Origin of the sequence: Bacillus sp. FSL R5-0654 (genome assembly GCF_038008745.1) — a bacterium.
GTDB lineage: Bacteria > Bacillota > Bacilli > Bacillales > Bacillaceae > Bacillus > Bacillus safensis.
Map to the genome: position 1 here is coordinate 133,565 of NZ_JBBOZV010000001.1, position 18,759 is coordinate 152,323.

General features: G+C 42.0%; 32 protein-coding genes and 1 pseudogene. All 33 read left to right on the forward strand.

What is annotated here, in order from left to right:
* Window positions 1-25 precede the first annotated feature (25 nt).
* Window positions 26-496 (forward strand): 30S ribosomal protein S7, encoded by a 471-nt coding sequence (rpsG, locus tag NSS76_RS00710; protein ID WP_008356520.1) that lies wholly within the window; start codon window positions 26-28, stop codon window positions 494-496.
* 54 nt (window positions 497-550) lie between these two features.
* On the forward strand, window positions 551-2,629 hold the full coding sequence (gene fusA, locus NSS76_RS00715) for an elongation factor G (protein ID WP_024425594.1): 2,079 nt from the start codon (window positions 551-553) through the stop codon (window positions 2,627-2,629).
* A gap of 118 nt (window positions 2,630-2,747) precedes the next feature.
* Window positions 2,748-3,938 (forward strand): elongation factor Tu, encoded by a 1,191-nt coding sequence (tuf, locus tag NSS76_RS00720; protein ID WP_034283892.1) that lies wholly within the window; start codon window positions 2,748-2,750, stop codon window positions 3,936-3,938.
* Window positions 3,939-4,048: 110 nt separating this feature from the next.
* Window positions 4,049-5,008: an alpha/beta fold hydrolase gene (locus NSS76_RS00725; RefSeq protein WP_125587477.1), complete on the forward strand. Its 960-nt coding sequence runs from the start codon at window positions 4,049-4,051 to the stop codon at window positions 5,006-5,008.
* Window positions 5,009-5,226: 218 nt separating this feature from the next.
* Window positions 5,227-5,535, forward strand: a complete 309-nt coding sequence (rpsJ, locus tag NSS76_RS00730) for a 30S ribosomal protein S10 (RefSeq protein ID WP_003156464.1) — start codon at window positions 5,227-5,229, stop codon at window positions 5,533-5,535.
* Window positions 5,536-5,572: 37 nt separating this feature from the next.
* Complete coding sequence (rplC, locus tag NSS76_RS00735; RefSeq protein ID WP_024425597.1) at window positions 5,573-6,202, forward strand: 50S ribosomal protein L3; 630 nt, start codon at window positions 5,573-5,575, stop codon at window positions 6,200-6,202.
* Window positions 6,203-6,229: 27 nt separating this feature from the next.
* Window positions 6,230-6,853 (forward strand): 50S ribosomal protein L4, encoded by a 624-nt coding sequence (gene rplD / locus NSS76_RS00740; RefSeq protein WP_024425598.1) that lies wholly within the window; start codon window positions 6,230-6,232, stop codon window positions 6,851-6,853.
* Entirely contained in the window at window positions 6,853-7,140 is a 288-nt protein-coding gene (gene rplW, locus NSS76_RS00745; RefSeq protein WP_003217016.1) for a 50S ribosomal protein L23, read from the forward strand. Before rplD ends, rplW begins: the two co-directional genes overlap by 1 nt.
* A gap of 28 nt (window positions 7,141-7,168) precedes the next feature.
* Complete coding sequence (rplB, locus tag NSS76_RS00750) at window positions 7,169-8,002, forward strand: 50S ribosomal protein L2 (RefSeq protein ID WP_024425599.1); 834 nt, start codon at window positions 7,169-7,171, stop codon at window positions 8,000-8,002.
* A gap of 57 nt (window positions 8,003-8,059) precedes the next feature.
* Window positions 8,060-8,338 carry a 30S ribosomal protein S19 gene (gene rpsS, locus NSS76_RS00755; RefSeq protein ID WP_003216920.1) on the forward strand — a complete coding sequence of 93 codons (279 nt, stop codon included), beginning with the start codon at window positions 8,060-8,062 and terminating at the stop codon, window positions 8,336-8,338.
* A 17-nt stretch (window positions 8,339-8,355) separates the two neighbouring features.
* Window positions 8,356-8,697: a 50S ribosomal protein L22 gene (gene rplV / locus NSS76_RS00760; protein WP_007496316.1), complete on the forward strand. Its 342-nt coding sequence runs from the start codon at window positions 8,356-8,358 to the stop codon at window positions 8,695-8,697.
* Between the two features lie 3 nt (window positions 8,698-8,700).
* Complete coding sequence (gene rpsC, locus NSS76_RS00765) at window positions 8,701-9,357, forward strand: 30S ribosomal protein S3 (RefSeq protein WP_003217241.1); 657 nt, start codon at window positions 8,701-8,703, stop codon at window positions 9,355-9,357.
* A 1-nt stretch (window position 9,358) separates the two neighbouring features.
* Window positions 9,359-9,793, forward strand: a complete 435-nt coding sequence (gene rplP / locus NSS76_RS00770) for a 50S ribosomal protein L16 (RefSeq protein WP_003156478.1) — start codon at window positions 9,359-9,361, stop codon at window positions 9,791-9,793.
* On the forward strand, window positions 9,783-9,983 hold the full coding sequence (gene rpmC, locus NSS76_RS00775; RefSeq protein WP_003217155.1) for a 50S ribosomal protein L29: 201 nt from the start codon (window positions 9,783-9,785) through the stop codon (window positions 9,981-9,983). The genes rplP and rpmC overlap by 11 nt, the downstream gene beginning before the upstream one ends.
* Window positions 9,984-10,008: 25 nt before the next feature.
* Window positions 10,009-10,272, forward strand: a complete 264-nt coding sequence (gene rpsQ / locus NSS76_RS00780) for a 30S ribosomal protein S17 (protein WP_003216906.1) — start codon at window positions 10,009-10,011, stop codon at window positions 10,270-10,272.
* A 39-nt stretch (window positions 10,273-10,311) separates the two neighbouring features.
* Entirely contained in the window at window positions 10,312-10,680 is a 369-nt protein-coding gene (rplN, locus tag NSS76_RS00785; RefSeq protein ID WP_003216882.1) for a 50S ribosomal protein L14, read from the forward strand.
* 35 nt (window positions 10,681-10,715) lie between these two features.
* Window positions 10,716-11,027, forward strand: coding sequence for a 50S ribosomal protein L24 (rplX, locus tag NSS76_RS00790; protein WP_008356538.1), 312 nt, complete (start codon window positions 10,716-10,718; stop codon window positions 11,025-11,027).
* Window positions 11,028-11,052: 25 nt separating this feature from the next.
* The gene (gene rplE / locus NSS76_RS00795) at window positions 11,053-11,592 is read left to right on the forward strand and encodes a 50S ribosomal protein L5 (RefSeq protein WP_024425600.1); all 540 of its coding nucleotides are present in this window, start codon (window positions 11,053-11,055) and stop codon (window positions 11,590-11,592) included.
* 22 nt (window positions 11,593-11,614) lie between these two features.
* Window positions 11,615-11,800 carry a 30S ribosomal protein S14 gene (gene rpsN, locus NSS76_RS00800; RefSeq protein WP_008356542.1) on the forward strand — a complete coding sequence of 62 codons (186 nt, stop codon included), beginning with the start codon at window positions 11,615-11,617 and terminating at the stop codon, window positions 11,798-11,800.
* Window positions 11,801-11,831: 31 nt separating this feature from the next.
* Window positions 11,832-12,230 carry a 30S ribosomal protein S8 gene (gene rpsH, locus NSS76_RS00805; protein ID WP_007496327.1) on the forward strand — a complete coding sequence of 133 codons (399 nt, stop codon included), beginning with the start codon at window positions 11,832-11,834 and terminating at the stop codon, window positions 12,228-12,230.
* 31 nt (window positions 12,231-12,261) lie between these two features.
* Complete coding sequence (rplF, locus tag NSS76_RS00810) at window positions 12,262-12,798, forward strand: 50S ribosomal protein L6 (protein ID WP_008345395.1); 537 nt, start codon at window positions 12,262-12,264, stop codon at window positions 12,796-12,798.
* A gap of 32 nt (window positions 12,799-12,830) precedes the next feature.
* A complete protein-coding gene (gene rplR, locus NSS76_RS00815) occupies window positions 12,831-13,193 on the forward strand; it encodes a 50S ribosomal protein L18 (protein ID WP_008356544.1) in 363 nt (120 codons plus the stop codon).
* 24 nt (window positions 13,194-13,217) lie between these two features.
* Window positions 13,218-13,718, forward strand: coding sequence for a 30S ribosomal protein S5 (rpsE, locus tag NSS76_RS00820; protein WP_007496332.1), 501 nt, complete (start codon window positions 13,218-13,220; stop codon window positions 13,716-13,718).
* Window positions 13,719-13,731: 13 nt separating this feature from the next.
* Complete coding sequence (gene rpmD, locus NSS76_RS00825) at window positions 13,732-13,914, forward strand: 50S ribosomal protein L30 (RefSeq protein ID WP_003217067.1); 183 nt, start codon at window positions 13,732-13,734, stop codon at window positions 13,912-13,914.
* Window positions 13,915-13,944: 30 nt separating this feature from the next.
* Entirely contained in the window at window positions 13,945-14,385 is a 441-nt protein-coding gene (gene rplO / locus NSS76_RS00830; protein WP_003216888.1) for a 50S ribosomal protein L15, read from the forward strand.
* A 1-nt stretch (window position 14,386) separates the two neighbouring features.
* A complete protein-coding gene (secY, locus tag NSS76_RS00835) occupies window positions 14,387-15,679 on the forward strand; it encodes a preprotein translocase subunit SecY (protein ID WP_007496334.1) in 1,293 nt (430 codons plus the stop codon).
* Between the two features lie 55 nt (window positions 15,680-15,734).
* Window positions 15,735-16,388, forward strand: a complete 654-nt coding sequence (locus NSS76_RS00840; RefSeq protein WP_103132744.1) for an adenylate kinase — start codon at window positions 15,735-15,737, stop codon at window positions 16,386-16,388.
* Window positions 16,385-17,131 (forward strand): type I methionyl aminopeptidase, encoded by a 747-nt coding sequence (gene map, locus NSS76_RS00845; protein ID WP_003217210.1) that lies wholly within the window; start codon window positions 16,385-16,387, stop codon window positions 17,129-17,131. Before NSS76_RS00840 ends, map begins: the two co-directional genes overlap by 4 nt.
* Before the next feature lie 27 nt (window positions 17,132-17,158).
* Window positions 17,159-17,465: pseudogene (locus NSS76_RS00850) on the forward strand (KOW domain-containing RNA-binding protein).
* Window positions 17,443-17,661, forward strand: a complete 219-nt coding sequence (gene infA, locus NSS76_RS00855; protein WP_003217190.1) for a translation initiation factor IF-1 — start codon at window positions 17,443-17,445, stop codon at window positions 17,659-17,661. The pseudogene NSS76_RS00850 and the gene infA overlap by 23 nt, the downstream one beginning before the upstream one ends.
* 31 nt (window positions 17,662-17,692) lie before the next feature.
* Entirely contained in the window at window positions 17,693-17,806 is a 114-nt protein-coding gene (rpmJ, locus tag NSS76_RS00860) for a 50S ribosomal protein L36 (RefSeq protein WP_003156543.1), read from the forward strand.
* A 21-nt stretch (window positions 17,807-17,827) separates the two neighbouring features.
* Window positions 17,828-18,193, forward strand: a complete 366-nt coding sequence (gene rpsM / locus NSS76_RS00865; RefSeq protein ID WP_003217023.1) for a 30S ribosomal protein S13 — start codon at window positions 17,828-17,830, stop codon at window positions 18,191-18,193.
* Window positions 18,194-18,213: 20 nt separating this feature from the next.
* Window positions 18,214-18,609, forward strand: a complete 396-nt coding sequence (rpsK, locus tag NSS76_RS00870; RefSeq protein ID WP_003217231.1) for a 30S ribosomal protein S11 — start codon at window positions 18,214-18,216, stop codon at window positions 18,607-18,609.
* Window positions 18,610-18,759 lie beyond the last annotated feature (150 nt).

Here is an 18,759-nt window from a genome sequence, read left to right on the forward strand (position 1 = left end):
TTAAAAGAGAAGGGAGGCTATTCAGATGCCACGTAAAGGTCCTGTAGCAAAAAGAGACGTATTGCCAGATCCAATTTACAATTCTAAACTTGTATCTCGTTTGATCAACAAAATGATGATCGACGGTAAAAGAGGAAAAGCACAAACAATTCTCTACAAGTCATTTGATATCATCAAAGAACGTACTGGTAATGAAGCGATGGAGGTTTTCGAACAAGCCTTGAAAAACATCATGCCAGTTCTTGAAGTTAAAGCACGTCGTGTAGGTGGAGCTAACTACCAAGTTCCTGTAGAAGTTCGCCCAGACCGTCGTACTACTTTAGGTCTTCGCTGGTTAGTAAACTACGCTCGTCTTCGTGGAGAAAAAACGATGGAAGAGCGTCTTGCTAACGAAATCCTTGACGCAGCTAACAACACTGGTGCTGCTGTTAAGAAACGTGAAGATACACATAAAATGGCAGAAGCGAACAAAGCATTCGCTCACTACCGCTGGTAGGATTTATACCAAACTAAAAAAACTATTCCCTAATGAGGAAGGAGAAATTACCCAATGGCAAGAGAGTTCTCCTTAGACAAAACTCGTAATATTGGTATCATGGCTCACATCGATGCCGGTAAAACGACAACGACTGAGCGTATCTTATACTACACTGGTCGTATCCATAAAATTGGTGAAACTCACGAAGGAGCTTCACAAATGGACTGGATGGAGCAGGAGCAAGAACGTGGTATTACAATCACTTCTGCTGCTACTACAGCACAATGGAAAGGTTACCGTGTAAACATCATCGATACACCAGGACACGTAGACTTCACTGTTGAAGTTGAACGTTCTTTACGTGTACTTGATGGTGCGGTTGCTGTTCTTGATGCACAATCAGGTGTAGAGCCACAAACTGAAACAGTTTGGCGCCAAGCAACAACTTACGGAGTACCTCGTATCGTATTCGTTAACAAAATGGATAAAACCGGTGCGGACTTCCTTTACTCTGTAAGCACATTAAGAGATCGTCTTCAAGCGAACGCTCATGCAATACAATTGCCGATCGGCGCTGAAGATCAATTCGAAGGAATCATCGACCTTGTAGAAAACGTAGCATACTTCTACGAAGATGACCTTGGAACTCGCTCTGATGCTAAAGAAATCCCTGCTGAGTATAAAGACAAAGCTGAAGAGCTTCGCAGCAGCCTAATTGAAGCTGTCGCTGAGCTTGATGAAGAGCTTATGGAAAAATACCTTGAGGGTGAAGAAATCACAATTCCTGAATTGAAAGCTGCAATCCGTAAAGGAACATTGAATGTTGAATTCTACCCAGTTCTTGTTGGATCTGCTTTCAAAAACAAAGGTGTTCAGCTTGTACTTGACGCTGTGCTTGACTACCTTCCTGCACCAACTGATGTTGCTGCGATCAAAGGTATCCTGCCAGATTCAAATGAAGAGGTTGTTCGTGAGTCTACTGATGACGCACCATTCGCAGCTCTTGCATTTAAAGTTATGACTGACCCTTATGTTGGGAAACTAACTTTCTTCCGCGTATACTCTGGAACACTTGATTCTGGTTCATACGTGAAGAACTCTTCTAAGAACAAGCGTGAACGTGTTGGACGTATCCTTCAAATGCACGCAAACAGCCGTGAAGAAATCTCTACTGTATATGCAGGGGATATCGCAGCAGCTGTAGGTCTTAAAGATACTTCTACTGGTGACACTCTTTGTGACGAGAAAAATCTTGTTATCCTTGAGTCTATGGAATTCCCAGAGCCAGTAATCGATGTAGCTATCGAGCCTAAATCTAAAGCTGACCAAGATAAAATGAGTATCGCTTTAGCTAAACTAGCTGAAGAGGATCCAACATTCCGTACACAAACAAACCCTGAAACTGGTCAAACGATCATCTCTGGTATGGGTGAGCTTCACCTTGATATCATTGTTGACCGTATGAAGCGTGAGTTCAAGGTTGAAGCTAACGTAGGTGCTCCTCAGGTTGCGTACCGTGAAACATTCCGTTCTGGTGCAAAAGTTGAAGGTAAATTCGTACGTCAGTCTGGTGGACGCGGTCAGTTCGGACACGTTTGGATCGAGTTCGAACCAAACGAAGAAGGCGCAGGATTCGAGTTTGAAAATGCAATCGTCGGTGGGGTTGTTCCACGTGAATACATCCCAGCAATTCAAGCAGGTCTTGAAGATTCACTTGAAAATGGTGTATTAGCTGGATTCCCATTAATCGACATCAAAGCAAAATTATTTGATGGATCTTACCACGATGTTGACTCTAACGAAATGGCGTTCAAAATTGCTGCATCTATGGCATTGAAAAATGCTGTCAGCAAATGTAACCCAGTTCTACTTGAGCCAATGATGAAAGTGGAAGTTGTTATCCCAGAAGAATACATGGGAGACATCATGGGTGATATCACATCTCGTCGTGGACGTGTAGAAGGTATGGAAGCTCGCGGTAACGCTCAAGTTGTTCGCGCTATGGTTCCACTTTCTGAAATGTTCGGATATGCTACTGCACTCCGTTCTAACACACAAGGACGCGGTACTTTCACTATGCACATGGATCACTACGAAGAAGTGCCTAAGAGCATCAGTGAAGAAATCATCAAAAAAAATAAAGGTGAATAATTGATTTTGCCTTTAAACTAAAGTATAACTACTATTGAAGATCAGAAAGTGAGAGGTAACTCTTCACTTTCTATCACTCTATACCAAATACAATGAACCTTTAAGGAGGATTTTTAGAATGGCTAAAGAAAAATTCGACCGTTCCAAATCGCATGCTAACATTGGTACAATTGGACACGTTGACCATGGTAAAACAACTCTAACTGCTGCTATCTCAACAGTTCTTCATAAGAAATCTGGTAAAGGTACAGCTATGGCTTATGACCAAATCGATGGTGCTCCAGAAGAGCGCGAGCGTGGAATCACAATCTCAACTGCACACGTTGAGTATGAAACTGAAACTCGTCACTATGCACACGTAGACTGCCCAGGACACGCTGACTATGTTAAAAACATGATCACTGGTGCTGCTCAAATGGACGGCGCGATCTTAGTAGTATCTGCTGCTGATGGTCCAATGCCACAAACACGTGAGCACATCCTACTTTCTCGTAACGTAGGTGTACCATACATCGTAGTATTCCTTAACAAATGTGACATGGTTGACGATGAAGAGTTACTTGAACTTGTTGAAATGGAAGTTCGTGACCTTCTTTCTGACTATGACTTCCCTGGTGACGATGTACCAGTTATCAAAGGTTCTGCTCTTAAAGCTCTTGAAGGAGATGCTGATTACGAAGCAAAAATCTTTGAACTTATGGATGCGGTTGATGAGTACATCCCAACTCCAGAGCGTGACACTGAGAAGCCATTCATGATGCCAGTTGAGGACGTATTCTCAATCACTGGTCGTGGAACAGTTGCTACTGGTCGTGTTGAGCGTGGACAAGTTAAAGTCGGTGACGAAGTTGAAATCATCGGTCTTCAAGAAGAAAACGGTAAAACAACTGTTACAGGTGTTGAAATGTTCCGTAAACTTCTTGACTATGCTGAAGCTGGTGACAACATCGGTGCACTACTTCGTGGTGTATCTCGTGAAGATATCCAACGTGGTCAAGTACTTGCTAAACCAGGTACAATCACTCCACACAGCCGTTTCAAAGCTGAAGTTTATGTACTTTCTAAAGAAGAGGGTGGACGTCATACTCCATTCTTCGCTAACTACCGTCCTCAGTTCTACTTCCGTACAACTGACGTAACTGGTATCGTACATCTTCCAGAAGGTACTGAAATGGTAATGCCTGGCGATAACACTGAGATGGAAGTTGAACTTATCTCTACTATCGCTATCGAAGAAGGAACTCGTTTCTCTATCCGTGAGGGTGGACGTACTGTAGGTTCTGGTGTCGTTTCAACTATCATTAAGTAATAAACATATAAAAGAGACTCCTTGTAAAAGGGTCTCTTTTTTTTGCTTTTCCAGATCAGAACGGCTACTATAAGCTATAGAATCTAAATGGAACCGAGAGGATCGCTGGAATGGCAAAGACATATTTGAAAAAATGGTCGATCGGCGGGATTGACCAATGGATTAGGATGAAAGAAGATCAGACGAGTGAAACGAAGCCTGTACTTTTATTTTTACACGGTGGGCCCGGCTCAGCTCAAATCAGTTATATTGATTCCTTTCTCGAGGAACTTGATCAAGACTTTACAGTTGTCCATTGGGATCAGCGTGGCGCAGGACTTTCCTATCAAGAGAATCTTCCCGATGCATCGATGACCATTCAACAATTTATTGAAGACACGATTGAATTGACAGAGAAGATCCTATCTTATCTAGGTCATTCAAAATTGTATATCGCAGGATACTCGTGGGGATCATTAATTGCCATACAAGCAGTACATAAGCGTCCGGATCTTTATCATGCTTATTATGGGATTAGTCAGGTAGTAGATGTGTTAAAGGAAGATATCGTATCGTACGAGCTCCTTTTGAAGAAATACCATCGCAATCGGCTGTTTGCTGGGTGTCTGCGATTACTGACGCCTCCTCCATGGAAACGGACATCAGCTCATGCCTTGTTTTCTCTATATAAAGAGTTTGCGAGCGTAGGTCTCACACATAGATGGAAGCCGGTTTTTCAAATACTAAAAGGGTTTCTTTTTAGTAAGCAATATCAGCTGAAAGATAAATGGAAGTTCATAAAAGGGCAGAAGTTTAGTCAAGACAAATTATGGGATCAGCTAATGAATGAGAGTATTCAATACCGAGTTTCTACTATATTAATACCGTGCTACTTTCTCATTGGCGATCACGACATGATTACACCAGCTGCTGTATCAAAACCATATGTTGATCAATTAAAAGCGCCAATCAAAGAATGGTTTACCTTTAAAGACTCTGCACATTCTCCGCATATCGAAGAGCCAGATGAATTTATACGTATCATAAGAAAGACTGCTATACATCATCTTCAGGGAAAGCTTGATTTATAGGCTGAATCCCTGTATAATATGAAAAGTGTGCAAATCATAAATTTATCCGATTTATTATTGCAACACGCAGGCCAATTTGGTACAATAGTGCATGTTGGTCTTTGACTGCGATGAAGTGAGAGGTTGCTGACACACCCGGCCGCTTTGCCATGGCGAGGTGATCAGGTTTTTCTCACGGAGAACTGTCTAACGTAAGTAGGCGAAAAGGAGGGAAAATAATGGCAAAACAAAAAATTCGTATTCGTTTAAAAGCATATGATCATAGAATTCTTGATCAATCTGCTGAGAAGATTGTTGAAACGGCTAAGCGTTCTGGTGCTAGTGTATCTGGTCCAATCCCGCTTCCAACTGAAAAATCAGTTTACACAATCCTTCGTGCGGTGCATAAGTACAAAGATTCTCGTGAGCAATTCGAGATGCGTACTCACAAACGTCTAATCGACATCGTGAATCCAACTCCGCAAACAGTTGATGCACTTATGCGTTTAGATTTACCATCTGGTGTAGATATCGAAATCAAACTTTAATTCAAATAGAAAACACATATTATAGGAGGTGTGACTAATGACCAAAGGAATCTTAGGTAGAAAAATTGGTATGACGCAAGTATTCGCAGAAAACGGTGATCTTATCCCTGTAACTGTTGTTGAGGCTGCTGCTAACGTTGTTCTTCAAAAGAAGACTGTTGACACGGATGGCTATGAAGCAATCCAAATCGGTTTTGATGATAAACGTGAAAAGCTTTCTAACAAACCAGAGAAAGGCCACGTTGCTAAAGCGGAAACTGCTCCTAAGCGCTTCGTAAAAGAATTACGCGGTGCGGAGTTAGATGCGTATGAAGTTGGTCAGGAAGTCAAAGTTGATATTTTCGCAAATGGAGATATCGTAGATGTAACAGGAACATCAAAAGGTAAAGGATTCCAAGGGGCTATCAAACGCCACGGACAATCACGCGGACCAATGACTCACGGTTCACGTTACCACCGTCGTCCTGGTTCAATGGGACCTGTTGATCCAAACCGTGTATTCAAAGGTAAACTTCTTCCAGGTCGTATGGGCGGAGAGCAAATCACTGTCCAAAACCTTGAGATCGTTAAAGTTGATGCAGAACGCAATCTTCTATTGATCAAAGGAAACGTACCAGGAGCTAAAAAATCTCTAGTAACTGTAAAGAGTGCAGTTAAATCTAAATAACTCTCTTAGGAAAGGAGGAAACAAGTCATGCCAAAAGTAGCATTATATAACCAAAACGGTTCTACTAACGGTGAAATCGAATTAAACGCTTCTGTGTTTGGAATCGAGCCAAACGAAAGCGTAGTATTCGATGCTATTCTTATGCAAAGAGCTTCCTTACGTCAAGGAACTCATAAAGTAAAAACTCGTTCTGAAGTACGTGGCGGAGGTCGTAAGCCTTGGAGACAGAAGGGTACAGGTCGTGCTCGTCAAGGTTCTATCCGTTCACCACAATGGCGCGGAGGCGGTATCGTATTCGGTCCAACACCACGCAGTTATTCTTATAAATTACCTAAAAAAGTTCGCCGCTTGGCTATCAAGTCAGTATTGTCTTCTAAAGTAATCGACAACAACATCATCGTTCTTGAAGATCTGACTCTTGATGCAGTGAAAACGAAAGAATTCGCAGGCATCCTTAAAGGATTATCTGTTGAGAAGAAAGCGTTGATCGTCACTGCGGATGCAAACGAAACAGTTGCTTTATCTGCTCGTAACATCCCTGGAGTAACAGTTGTTGAAGCTAACGGTATCAACGTTCTTGACGTTGTCAACCACGACAAACTTCTGATCACTAAAGCAGCGGTTGAAAAAGTAGAGGAGGGACTTGCATAATGAAAGATCCTCGTGATGTTCTAAAGCGCCCTATCATTACTGAACGTTCTGCTGATCTAATGACAGAGAAGAAGTACACGTTCGAAGTTGATGTCAGAGCTAACAAAACAGAAGTGAAAGACGCTGTTGAAGAAATCTTTGGAGTGAAAGTTGAGAAAGTCAACGTTCAAAACTACAAAGGAAAATCAAAACGCGTTGGACGCTACACTGGTATGACTAGCCGTCGCAGAAAAGCGATCGTGAAATTAACTGCTGACAGCAAAGAAATCGAAATTTTTGAAGCGTAAATCTTAAAAAGAAGGAGGGAAATTCAAAATGGCGATTAAAAAGTATAAACCAACCAGTAATGGTCGTCGTGGCATGACTACTTCAGATTTTGCTGAAATCACGACTGACAAACCAGAAAAATCGTTGCTTGCACCGCTACACAAAAAAGGCGGACGTAACAACCAAGGTAGATTGACTGTTCGTCATCAAGGTGGCGGTCACAAACGTCAATACCGTATCATCGACTTTAAGCGTGATAAAGACGGTATACCTGGACGCGTTGCTACAATCGAGTATGATCCAAACCGTTCAGCTAACATCGCTCTTGTAAACTATGCAGATGGTGAGAAACGTTACATTCTTGCTCCGAAAGGAATCCAAGTTGGTACTGAAGTTACTTCTGGACCAGAAGCTGACATCAAACCAGGTAATGCTCTTCCACTTATCAACATCCCAGTTGGTACAGTTGTGCATAACATTGAATTAAAACCAGGTAAAGGTGGACAATTAGTTCGTTCTGCTGGTACTTCTGCTCAAGTTCTAGGTAAAGAAGGTAAATACGTTCTTGTACGTTTGAACTCAGGAGAAGTTCGCATGATTCTTTCTGCTTGCCGTGCGACTATCGGTCAAGTTGGAAACGAGCAACACGAATTAATCAACATCGGTAAAGCTGGACGTTCTCGCTGGAAAGGCGTACGCCCAACAGTTCGTGGTTCTGTAATGAACCCTAACGATCACCCACACGGTGGTGGTGAAGGACGCGCTCCAATCGGACGTAAATCACCAATGTCTCCATGGGGTAAACCGACTCTTGGATTCAAGACTCGTAAGAAAACCAACAAGTCTGATAAATTCATTGTACGTCGTCGTAAAAACAAGTAACGGGGTTGTCTACGGTTCATTTAGGACCGTAGTTCAATCACGAAGGGAGGTTCCACAATGGCTCGCAGCTTAAAAAAAGGACCATTTGTTGATGATCATTTGATGGCTAAAGTCGAGAAATTGAATGAAACTGACAAAAAGCAAGTCGTAAAAACTTGGTCTCGTCGTTCTACAATTTTCCCACAATTCATCGGTCACACAATCGCTGTCTATGACGGACGCAAACATGTACCTGTTTTCATTTCTGAAGATATGGTAGGTCACAAATTGGGCGAATTCGCACCAAGCCGTACTTACAAAGGTCATGCTAGTGACGATAAAAAAACAAGACGCTAATGAGAGGAGGCTTTTAAATGCAAGCTAAAGCTGTCGCAAGAACAGTCCGTATTGCTCCTCGTAAAGCACGTCTAGTAATGGACCTGATCCGAGGTAAGCAAGTAGGAGAAGCAGTTTCTATCTTAAACCTTACACCTAAGGCTGCTTCACCAATTATTGAAAAAGTATTAAAATCTGCTATCGCAAACGCTGAGCACAACTACGAGTTGGACGCTAACAGCCTAGTGATTACTCAAGCATTCGTTGACGAAGGTCCAACACTTAAGAGATTCCGTCCACGTGCTATGGGTCGTGCGAGCGCAATTAACAAACGTACTAGCCACATTACAATCGTTGTATCAGAAAAGAAGGAGGGATAATCCGTGGGTCAAAAGGTAAATCCAGTAGGTCTTCGTATTGGCGTCATTCGTGATTGGGAATCTAAATGGTTCGCAGGAAAAGATTACGCTGACTTCTTACATGAAGACTTGAAAATCCGTGAATTCATCAGCAAGCGTTTGTCTGACGCGTCTGTTTCTAAAGTAGAAATCGAACGTGCTGCAAACCGCGTAAATATCACAATCCACACGGCTAAACCAGGTATGGTAATTGGTAAAGGCGGATCTGAAGTTGAAGCACTTCGTAAAGCTCTTAACAGCCTAACTGGCAAACGTGTACACATCAACATTCTTGAAATCAAGAGAGCAGATCTTGATGCTCAGCTAGTTGCTGAAAACATCGCTCGTCAACTTGAAAACCGTATTTCATTCCGTCGTGCACAAAAACAAACAATCCAACGCACAATGCGTGCTGGAGCACAAGGAATCAAAACAATGGTTTCTGGTCGTCTTGGCGGTGCAGATATTGCTCGTTCTGAATATTACAGTGAAGGTACTGTTCCATTGCACACACTTCGTGCTGACATCGACTATGCTACTGCTGAAGCTGACACTACTTATGGTAAGCTTGGCGTAAAAGTATGGATCTATCGTGGAGAAGTCCTTCCAACTAAGAAGAATACTGCGGAAGGAGGAAAATAATATGTTATTGCCAAAACGCGTGAAGTATCGCAGAGAACATCGTGGAAAAATGCGTGGTCGTGCAAAAGGCGGTACTGAAGTACATTTCGGTGAGTACGGTATCCAGGCTCTTGAAGCTTCTTGGATCACAAACCGTCAAATCGAAGCTGCTCGTATTGCTATGACTCGTTACATGAAACGTGGCGGTAAAGTTTGGATTAAAATTTTCCCTTCTAAGCCATACACAGCTAAACCTCTAGAGGTCCGCATGGGTTCCGGTAAAGGTGCTCCAGAAGGATGGGTAGCTGTAGTAAAACCGGGCAAAGTTTTATTTGAAATTTCTGGTGTGTCTGAAGAAGTTGCTCGTGAAGCTCTTCGTCTTGCATCTCACAAATTGCCAATTAAAACGAAGTTCGTAAAACGTGAAGAAATTGGTGGTGAATCAAATGAAAGCTAATGAAATTCGTGACCTTACCACTGCTGAAATTGAACAAAAAGTAAAGTCTCTTAAAGAAGAACTTTTCAATCTTCGTTTCCAATTAGCGACTGGGCAGCTTGAAAACACTGCTCGCATTCGTGAAGTGCGTAAATCAATCGCACGCATGAAAACTGTGATTCGTCAAAGAGAAATCGCTGCTAATAAATAATAATTAGAGGGGAGGCCCCGCAAACATGAGCGAACGTAACCAACGTAAAGTGTATCAAGGTCGTGTTGTTTCTGACAAAATGGATAAAACCATCACTGTTGTAGTTGAAACATACAAAAAGCATTCACTTTATGGCAAACGTGTAAGATACTCTAAAAAGTTCAAAGCACATGATGAAAACAACCAAGCAAAAATCGGAGACATCGTAAAGGTCATGGAAACTCGTCCTTTATCTGCGACTAAACGCTTTCGTCTAGTTGAAGTTGTCGAAGAAGCCGTTATTATCTAATAAAGTTCGGATTTCTTTTTCCGAAAGGAGGTAACATTAATGATTCAACAGGAGACTCGTTTAAAAGTAGCTGACAACTCTGGCGCACGCGAAGTACTAACGATTAAAGTTCTTGGTGGCTCTGGACGTAAAACGGCTAACATCGGTGATGTCATTGTTTGTACGGTTAAACAAGCAACACCTGGAGGCGTTGTCAAAAAAGGTGAAGTTGTGAAAGCAGTTATCGTTCGTACTAAGAGCGGAGCTCGCAGAAACGATGGATCTTACATCAGTTTCGACGAAAATGCATGTGTCATCATCCGTGACGACAAGAGCCCACGTGGAACTCGTATCTTCGGACCGGTAGCACGTGAACTTCGTGAAAACAACTATATGAAAATTGTTTCTCTAGCACCAGAAGTACTTTAATGAATACAATCCGCGACTCAAGGAGGTGCGATTAAATGCATGTTAAAAAGGGCGATAAAGTAGTGGTTATCTCTGGTAAAGATAAAGGTAAACAAGGTGTCATCCTTGCTGCTTTCCCTAAAAAGGAACGTGTTTTAGTAGAAGGTATTAACCTTGTGAAAAAACACTCTAAACCAACCCAAGCTAACCCTCAAGGCGGAATTTCTGAACAAGAAGCGCCGATCCACGTATCAAACGTAATGCCGCTTGATCCTAAAACGGGTGAAGTGACACGTGTTGGGTATAAAGTTGAGGACGGAAAGAAAGTCCGTGTAGCGAAAAAATCTGGGCAAGTTCTAGATAAATAGTAAATAAGGAAGGGAGGTCTTTCTCATGAACCGCCTTAAAGAAAAGTATGTAAAAGAAATTACACCTGCATTAGTTTCTAAGTTTGAATACACTTCAGTAATGCAAGTGCCAAAAATCGAAAAAATCGTGATCAACATGGGTGTTGGTGACGCCGTTCAAAACGCTAAAGCAATCGATACTGCTGTTGAAGAATTAACGTTTATCGCTGGTCAAAAACCTGTCGTTACTCGTGCGAAGAAGTCTATTGCTGGATTCCGTCTACGTGAAGGAATGCCAATCGGTGCGAAAGTAACACTTCGCGGAGAGCGCATGTATGATTTCCTTGATAAACTTATTTCTGTGTCTTTACCACGTGTACGTGACTTCCGCGGGATTTCTAAGAAATCTTTCGACGGTCGTGGAAACTACACGCTTGGTATTAAAGAACAGTTAATCTTCCCAGAAATTGATTACGATAAAGTAACAAAGGTCCGCGGTATGGATATCGTTATCGTTACTACTGCCAATACGGACGAAGAAGCACGTGAGTTATTAACTCAAGTAGGTATGCCGTTCCAGAAATAATCAATGAAAGGGAGGCGAAATCGTGGCTAAAAAGTCTATGATTGCGAAACAACAACGCAAACAAAAGTTTAAAGTTCAAGAGTATACGCGCTGCGAACGTTGTGGACGTCCACATTCAGTTATTCGTAAGTTTAAACTTTGCCGTATTTGTTTCCGCGAACTTGCATATAAAGGACAAATTCCTGGCGTTAAAAAAGCCAGCTGGTAATCCCCATAAATGGGAAGGAGGTTATTAAATAATGGTTATGACAGATCCGATTGCAGATTTGCTGACTCGTATTCGCAATGCGAACATGGTACGTCATGAGAAGCTAGAAGTACCGGCTTCAAAAATCAAAAGAGAAATTGCTGAAATCTTAAAGCGTGAAGGTTTTATCCGTGACGTTGAGTACGTCGAAGACAGCAAACAAGGAATTATCCGTTTGTTCCTTAAATACGGCCAAAACAACGAACGTGTTATCACTGGTCTTAAAAGAATCAGTAAACCTGGTTTACGCGTATATGCGAAATCAAATGAAGTACCACGTGTACTTAACGGACTTGGAATCGCAATTATTTCTACATCACAAGGTGTTTTATCGGACAAAGAAGCCCGTGCTAAACAAGCTGGTGGAGAAGTACTTGCTTACGTATGGTAAAAAAAGTTTAAGATGAATGGAGGTGCTTGGTATGTCTCGTATAGGTAAAAAACTAATCGAGATCCCTTCAGGAGTAACTGTGACAAACAACGATAACACAGTGACAGTAAAGGGACCAAAAGGTGAACTAACTCGTGCATTTCACCCTGATATGGAAATTAAAATTGAGGACAACGTCTTAACTGTAAGCCGTCCGTCTGAAAATAAAGAACACCGTGCATTACATGGTACAACACGTAGCTTGATTGCAAACATGGTTGAAGGTGTATCTAAAGGTTTCGAAAGAGGTTTAGAACTTATCGGTGTCGGTTACCGTGCAGCTAAATCTGGAAACAAACTTGTTCTTAACGTTGGATACTCTCACCCAGTTGAAATCGTTCCTGAGGCTGGAGTTGAAGTAGAAGTTCCATCTCAAACGAAAGTAATCGTTAAAGGTATCGATAAAGAGCGTGTAGGAGCTCTAGCTTCTAACATCCGCGCTGTCCGTGCTCCAGAGCCTTACAAAGGTAAAGGAATTCGTTACGAAGGTGAATTCGTTCGCCGTAAAGAAGGAAAAACTGGTAAGTAAGATCGCTTAAAGTGAAGAAAGGAGTGACTCGGATGATTACGAAAACTAGCAAAAACGCTACTCGTCTTAAAAGACATGCTCGTGTTCGTGCGAAACTTTCAGGTACTGCTGAAAGACCTCGCCTTAACGTTTTCCGTTCTAACAAGAATATCTACGCTCAAGTAATTGATGATGTTAACGGTGTAACACTTGTAAGTGCTTCTACTCTTGATAAAGAGTTAAAGATCGAGAATAGTTCTGACACTGCAGCTGCTACAAAAGTTGGCGAACTTGTTGCAAAACGTGCTGTTGAAAAAGGAATCTCTAACGTGGTATTTGACCGCGGAGGATACCTATATCATGGACGTGTAAAAGCTCTAGCTGAAGCTGCTCGTGAGGCTGGACTTAAATTTTAATAAAAGAAGGAGGGACACATCCGAATGAGTCGTATTGACCCAAGCAAATTAGAGTTAGAAGAACGCTTAGTTACGGTTAACCGCGTAGCGAAAGTTGTTAAAGGTGGACGTCGTTTCCGTTTTGCAGCTTTAGTTGTTGTCGGTGACAAAAACGGTCATGTAGGTTTCGGTACTGGTAAAGCACAAGAAGTACCAGAAGCGATCCGCAAAGCTGTTGAAGATGCGAAAAAGAATTTAATTGAAGTACCAATGGTTGGAACTACAATTCCACATGAAATCATCGGTCGATTCGGTGCAGGAAACGTTCTATTGAAGCCTGCTTCAGAAGGTACAGGAGTTATCGCTGGAGGCCCAGTGCGTGCGGTACTTGAGCTTGCTGGTCTAGCTGATATCCTTTCTAAATCTCTAGGTTCTAATACACCGATCAACATGATCCGCGCAACACTTCAAGGTTTAAGTGAGCTTAAACGTGCTGAAGATGTAGCGAAGCTTCGTGGAAAATCTGTAGAAGACCTGTTAGGATAAGGAGGGAACAATAATGGCAAATAAATTAGAAATTACCCTCAAACGCAGTGTAATCGGTCGCCCTGAAGATCAGCGTGTCACTGTTCGTACTCTTGGTCTTAAGAAAACAAACCAAACAGTCGTACATGAAGACAATGCAGCGATCCGCGGCATGATTAACAAGGTGTCTCATTTAGTTTCTGTTAAAGAACAATAAAACATTTTTAATCGATAAGGAGGTGCCCAAATGAAACTTCATGAATTGAAGCCTTCAGAAGGTTCACGTAAAGTACGCAACCGTGTTGGTCGTGGTATTGGATCAGGTAACGGTAAAACTTCTGGTAAAGGTCATAAAGGTCAAAACGCTCGTTCTGGCGGCGGTGTACGCCCTGGTTTCGAAGGTGGTCAGATGCCTTTATTCCAACGCCTTCCAAAACGTGGTTTTACAAACATCAACCGTAAAGATTACGCGGTAATCAACTTAGACAGATTAAACAGTTTTGACGAAGGAACGGAAGTAACTCCTGAACTTCTTCTAGAGACTGGTGCAATAAGCAAGTTAAAAGCAGGAGTAAAAATTCTTGGCAACGGTAAATTAGAAAAAAAATTAACTGTAAAAGCCAATAAATTCTCTGCTTCTGCGAAAGAAGCGATTGAAGCTGCTGGCGGTACAGCCGAGGTGATCTAACTTGTTTAAGACAATCTCCAATTTTATGCGCGTGAAAGATATACGGAATAAGATTATATTCACACTTTTAATGTTAGTCGTCTTTCGTATAGGTGCTTTCATCCCTGTGCCTAATGTGAACGCCGAAGTTCTCCAGGCACAGGATCAAATGAGTGTTTTCGGAATCCTCAACACGTTTGGGGGCGGGGCACTTTTCCAATTCTCCATTCTTGCAATGGGGATTATGCCGTATATCACTGCTTCGATCATCATTCAGCTCTTGCAGATGGATGTTGTTCCGAAGTTTACTGAGTGGTCAAAGCAAGGAGAGGTTGGCCGCCGAAAATTAGCACAATTCACAAGGTATTTTACAATTGTTCTAGGATTTATCCAGGCGCTGGGAATGTCATATGGATTCAACAATATGGCAGGAGGCATGCTGATTGAAAACCCTGGTGTTTCAACGTATCTCTTAATTGCGGTCGTACTCACTGCGGGAACAGCATTTTTAATGTGGCTGGGTGAGCAGATTACTGCTCACGGTGTTGGTAATGGTATTTCGATTATTATCTTTGCCGGTATCATCGCTGGTATCCCTCAAACATTAAAACAAGTGTACGCTCAACAATTTGTAGGTGGAGATGGACAGCTGTTCATGCAAATCCTTAAAATTGCCCTTATTGTCATTGCCATTCTTGTCATTGTTATCGGTGTTATTTACATTCAAATGGCAGTGAGAAAGATTGCAATTCAATATTCAAAAGGAACTGGCCGTGCACAAATGTCTGCTAGTCAAGCAACGCACCTTCCATTGAAAGTGAATCCAGCAGGGGTGATTCCAGTCATCTTTGCCGTTTCTTTCATTATTACTCCGCAGACGATCGCATCGTTCTTCGGAACCAATAATGTGACAACTTGGATAACCAACAACTTTGACTATACTAAGCCAATCGGTATGACGATTTATGTAGCACTGATTGTTGCTTTCACATATTTTTATGCCTTTGTCCAAGTCAATCCTGAACAAATGGCTGAAAATCTGCAAAAGCAGGGTGGCTATATCCCGGGAGTTCGTCCAGGGAAAATGACTCAAGATAGAATTACGAGCATTTTGTACCGACTCACGTTTGTGGGCGCCATTTTCTTAGCCGTGATTTCAATACTTCCTATCTTTTTCATTCAATTCGCTGGATTACCTTCCGCTGCACAAATTGGCGGCACAAGTCTTCTCATTGTTGTAGGTGTTGCACTTGAAACAATGAAACAGCTTGAAAGCCAATTAGTGAAACGAAATTACCGTGGATTTATGAAATAAAACAGAGGGCTGGGCAGCTGCCCAACCTCTCTAAGTAAGGAAGGGGAAATCCGAAATGAACTTAGTCTTAATGGGGCTTCCGGGTGCTGGTAAAGGCACTCAGGCAGAACGAATTGTTGATGATTATGGGATCCCTCATATCTCAACAGGAGATATGTTCCGCGCTGCTATGAAAGAGGAGACACAACTTGGGCTCGAAGCAAAATCCTTTATCGATAAAGGAGAGCTTGTTCCTGATGAGGTCACAATCGGTATTGTTAGAGAAAGACTTGGCAAAAATGATTGTGAACAAGGTTTTCTTCTGGACGGATTTCCGCGAACAGTCGCTCAGGCTGAAGCTTTAGAAGAAATTCTAAAGGACCTTGGCAGAACGATTGATTATGTCATTAATATTAAAGTCGATAAAGATGCTTTGATGGAGCGTCTGACTGGCCGAAGAATTTGCAAAAATTGCGGAGCAACATATCATTTAGTATTCAATCCACCTGCGAAAGAAAATGTTTGCGACAAGTGCGGAGGCGAGCTTTATCAACGTGCAGATGATAATGCAGAAACCGTTTCGACTAGACTTGAAGTAAACGTAAAGCAGACTGAACCTTTACTGAACTTCTATTCAGAAAAAGGATATCTTGCAAACATTGATGGTGCGAAGCACATTAACGATGTATATGCAGATATCAAGGACCTGCTTGGAGGATTAAATAAATGATTATCTGTAAAACTCCTCGCGAGCTTGAGATTATGAGAGAAGCTGGACGTATTGTCGCACTGACTCATGAAGAGCTGAAGAAACACATAAAACCAGGTATTTCGACAAAAGAATTGGATCAAATTGCCGAACGTTTTATTACAAAGCAGGGTGCAATCCCATCTTTTAAAGGGTATAATGGTTTTCGCGGGAGCATTTGCGTTTCGGTGAATGAAGAACTCGTTCACGGTATTCCTGGTAAACGGGTTTTACGTGATGGTGACATCATTAGTATCGATATTGGCGCAAAGTTAAATGGCTATCATGGTGACTCTGCTTGGACTTATCCAGTTGGGGTAATCAGTGATGAAGACCGCAAACTACTGGAAGTCACAGAGGAATCTCTATATAAAGGCTTACAGGAAGCAAAGCCAGGCGAACGTCTGTCGAACATTTCCCATGCCATACAAACGTATGTTGAAAATGAGAATTTTTCAGTTGTTAGAGAATATGTTGGACATGGGGTCGGACAGGATCTTCATGAGGACCCTCAAATTCCTCATTATGGTCCGCCCAACAAAGGCCCGCGGCTAAAACCTGGAATGGTGTTGGCCATCGAACCGATGGTGAACGCAGGCAGCCGATATGTGAAAACATTGGCTGATAACTGGACGGTTGTAACGGTTGATGGGAAAAAGTGTGCTCACTTTGAGCATACGATTGCGATTACAGATACAGGTTTTGATATACTGACTAAGATTTAGGTCTTCACTGAAGCCTTTCAGGCCCAAATCGGGCAGGTTGTCTGTATAGTCCAAAGAAAGAACAAGATCAGTATACAGGTGTCATCGGTATATTCGTTGACTGCCATGTACTAATCGCAGACGGAGAAAAGCGTAAATTTCATTCTCCTAAGAAAAAATATCAATCATATAACCTTTTATGATTGCGTATCTCCGGAAGTTCAGAACAGTATATTCAAAACAGGTCGGGTGATAGATGAACAATTGAGAGATTCTCATTTGGACATTTGTCAGAGAGCAAGTTACTGATTTGAAGAAGGGAGAACACTTGAATGGCGAAAGACGATGTAATTGAAGTGGAAGGTACTGTAGCAGAAACTTTGCCAAACGCAATGTTCAAAGTTGAACTAGAGAATGGTCATACAGTTTTGGCTCATGTATCAGGAAAAATCCGTATGCACTTCATTCGCATTTTACCTGGAGACAAAGTTACGGTAGAATTATCTCCATATGACTTAACTCGTGGTAGAATTACGTACCGTTACAAATAAAGCAACTCCGGAAGAAGGAGGTTGGAAACACATGAAAGTGAGACCATCTGTTAAACCTATCTGTGAAAAATGTAAAGTGATTCGCAGAAAAGGAAAAGTAATGGTGATCTGTGAAAACCCAAAACATAAACAAAAACAAGGCTAATAACAAGGAGGTGCCCAAATCATGGCTCGTATTGCTGGTGTAGATATTCCACGTGATAAGCGTGTTGTCATTTCTTTAACATATGTTTTTGGAATTGGTCGTACGACTGCGCAACAAGTCCTTAAAGAAGCAGGTGTTTCTGAAGACACTCGCGTTCGCGATCTAACTGAAGACGAACTTGGTAAAATCCGTGATATCATTGACAAACTTAAAGTAGAAGGTGACCTTCGTCGTGAAGTTTCACTTAACATTAAGCGTCTAATTGAAATCGGAAGCTACCGCGGAATCCGTCATCGTAGAGGACTTCCTGTTCGTGGACAAAACACAAAAAACAACGCGCGTACTCGTAAAGGTCCGCGTCGTACTGTAGCTAACAAGAAAAAATAAGTAAAGGAGGTAGTTAAAGAATGGCTGCTGCTCGTAAACAAAATACGCGTAAACGTCGCGTGAAAAAGAATATTGAAGCTGGAATCGCTCATATCCGTTCCACTTTCAACAACACGATTGTAACGATTACTGATGTTCATGGAAACGCAATTTCTTGGTCAAGTGCTGGTGCATTAGGATTCAGAGGTTCTCGTAAATCTACTCCTTTCGCTGCACAAATGGCTGCTGAAACAGCTGCTAAAGGTTCTATCGAACACGGTCTTAAAACACTTGAAGTAACTGTTAAAGGTCCTGGTTCTGGTCGTGAAGCTGCAATTCGTGCGCTTCAAGCTGCAGGTCTTGAAGTTACTGCAATTAGAGACGTAACTCCAGTTCCTCATAACGGATGCCGTCCACCAAAACGTCGCCGCGTGTAATTTGTTTGTATAGATTTTGTGTCCCTGTCAATAATGGGTTATGATACAGTTATTTATGAGACGAATACACGACTCGTTGCCTGAGCACATACGGGACTAAACAATGAGGAATTTCGGATGGAATCTCATATGATTCTATTCGAGGTTTCG

Coding starts and splice junctions, on each gene's coding strand:
- rpsG (WP_008356520.1), top strand. CDS start 26: ATGCCACGTAAAGGTCCTGTAGCAAAAAGAGACGTATTGCCAGATCCA.
- tuf (WP_034283892.1), top strand. CDS start 2,748: ATGGCTAAAGAAAAATTCGACCGTTCCAAATCGCATGCTAACATTGGT.
- rplC (WP_024425597.1), top strand. CDS start 5,573: ATGACCAAAGGAATCTTAGGTAGAAAAATTGGTATGACGCAAGTATTC.
- fusA (WP_024425594.1), top strand. CDS start 551: ATGGCAAGAGAGTTCTCCTTAGACAAAACTCGTAATATTGGTATCATG.
- rplV (WP_007496316.1), top strand. CDS start 8,356: ATGCAAGCTAAAGCTGTCGCAAGAACAGTCCGTATTGCTCCTCGTAAA.
- infA (WP_003217190.1), top strand. CDS start 17,443: ATGGCGAAAGACGATGTAATTGAAGTGGAAGGTACTGTAGCAGAAACT.
- NSS76_RS00725 (WP_125587477.1), top strand. CDS start 4,049: ATGGCAAAGACATATTTGAAAAAATGGTCGATCGGCGGGATTGACCAA.
- rplB (WP_024425599.1), top strand. CDS start 7,169: ATGGCGATTAAAAAGTATAAACCAACCAGTAATGGTCGTCGTGGCATG.
- rpmJ (WP_003156543.1), top strand. CDS start 17,693: ATGAAAGTGAGACCATCTGTTAAACCTATCTGTGAAAAATGTAAAGTG.
- rplR (WP_008356544.1), top strand. CDS start 12,831: ATGATTACGAAAACTAGCAAAAACGCTACTCGTCTTAAAAGACATGCT.
- rplO (WP_003216888.1), top strand. CDS start 13,945: ATGAAACTTCATGAATTGAAGCCTTCAGAAGGTTCACGTAAAGTACGC.
- rplN (WP_003216882.1), top strand. CDS start 10,312: ATGATTCAACAGGAGACTCGTTTAAAAGTAGCTGACAACTCTGGCGCA.
- rplX (WP_008356538.1), top strand. CDS start 10,716: ATGCATGTTAAAAAGGGCGATAAAGTAGTGGTTATCTCTGGTAAAGAT.
- rpmC (WP_003217155.1), top strand. CDS start 9,783: ATGAAAGCTAATGAAATTCGTGACCTTACCACTGCTGAAATTGAACAA.
- rplP (WP_003156478.1), top strand. CDS start 9,359: ATGTTATTGCCAAAACGCGTGAAGTATCGCAGAGAACATCGTGGAAAA.
- rpmD (WP_003217067.1), top strand. CDS start 13,732: ATGGCAAATAAATTAGAAATTACCCTCAAACGCAGTGTAATCGGTCGC.
- map (WP_003217210.1), top strand. CDS start 16,385: ATGATTATCTGTAAAACTCCTCGCGAGCTTGAGATTATGAGAGAAGCT.
- rplD (WP_024425598.1), top strand. CDS start 6,230: ATGCCAAAAGTAGCATTATATAACCAAAACGGTTCTACTAACGGTGAA.
- rplF (WP_008345395.1), top strand. CDS start 12,262: ATGTCTCGTATAGGTAAAAAACTAATCGAGATCCCTTCAGGAGTAACT.
- rpsM (WP_003217023.1), top strand. CDS start 17,828: ATGGCTCGTATTGCTGGTGTAGATATTCCACGTGATAAGCGTGTTGTC.
- NSS76_RS00840 (WP_103132744.1), top strand. CDS start 15,735: ATGAACTTAGTCTTAATGGGGCTTCCGGGTGCTGGTAAAGGCACTCAG.
- rpsK (WP_003217231.1), top strand. CDS start 18,214: ATGGCTGCTGCTCGTAAACAAAATACGCGTAAACGTCGCGTGAAAAAG.
- rpsJ (WP_003156464.1), top strand. CDS start 5,227: ATGGCAAAACAAAAAATTCGTATTCGTTTAAAAGCATATGATCATAGA.
- rpsQ (WP_003216906.1), top strand. CDS start 10,009: ATGAGCGAACGTAACCAACGTAAAGTGTATCAAGGTCGTGTTGTTTCT.
- rplE (WP_024425600.1), top strand. CDS start 11,053: ATGAACCGCCTTAAAGAAAAGTATGTAAAAGAAATTACACCTGCATTA.
- rpsH (WP_007496327.1), top strand. CDS start 11,832: ATGGTTATGACAGATCCGATTGCAGATTTGCTGACTCGTATTCGCAAT.
- rplW (WP_003217016.1), top strand. CDS start 6,853: ATGAAAGATCCTCGTGATGTTCTAAAGCGCCCTATCATTACTGAACGT.
- rpsE (WP_007496332.1), top strand. CDS start 13,218: ATGAGTCGTATTGACCCAAGCAAATTAGAGTTAGAAGAACGCTTAGTT.
- rpsS (WP_003216920.1), top strand. CDS start 8,060: ATGGCTCGCAGCTTAAAAAAAGGACCATTTGTTGATGATCATTTGATG.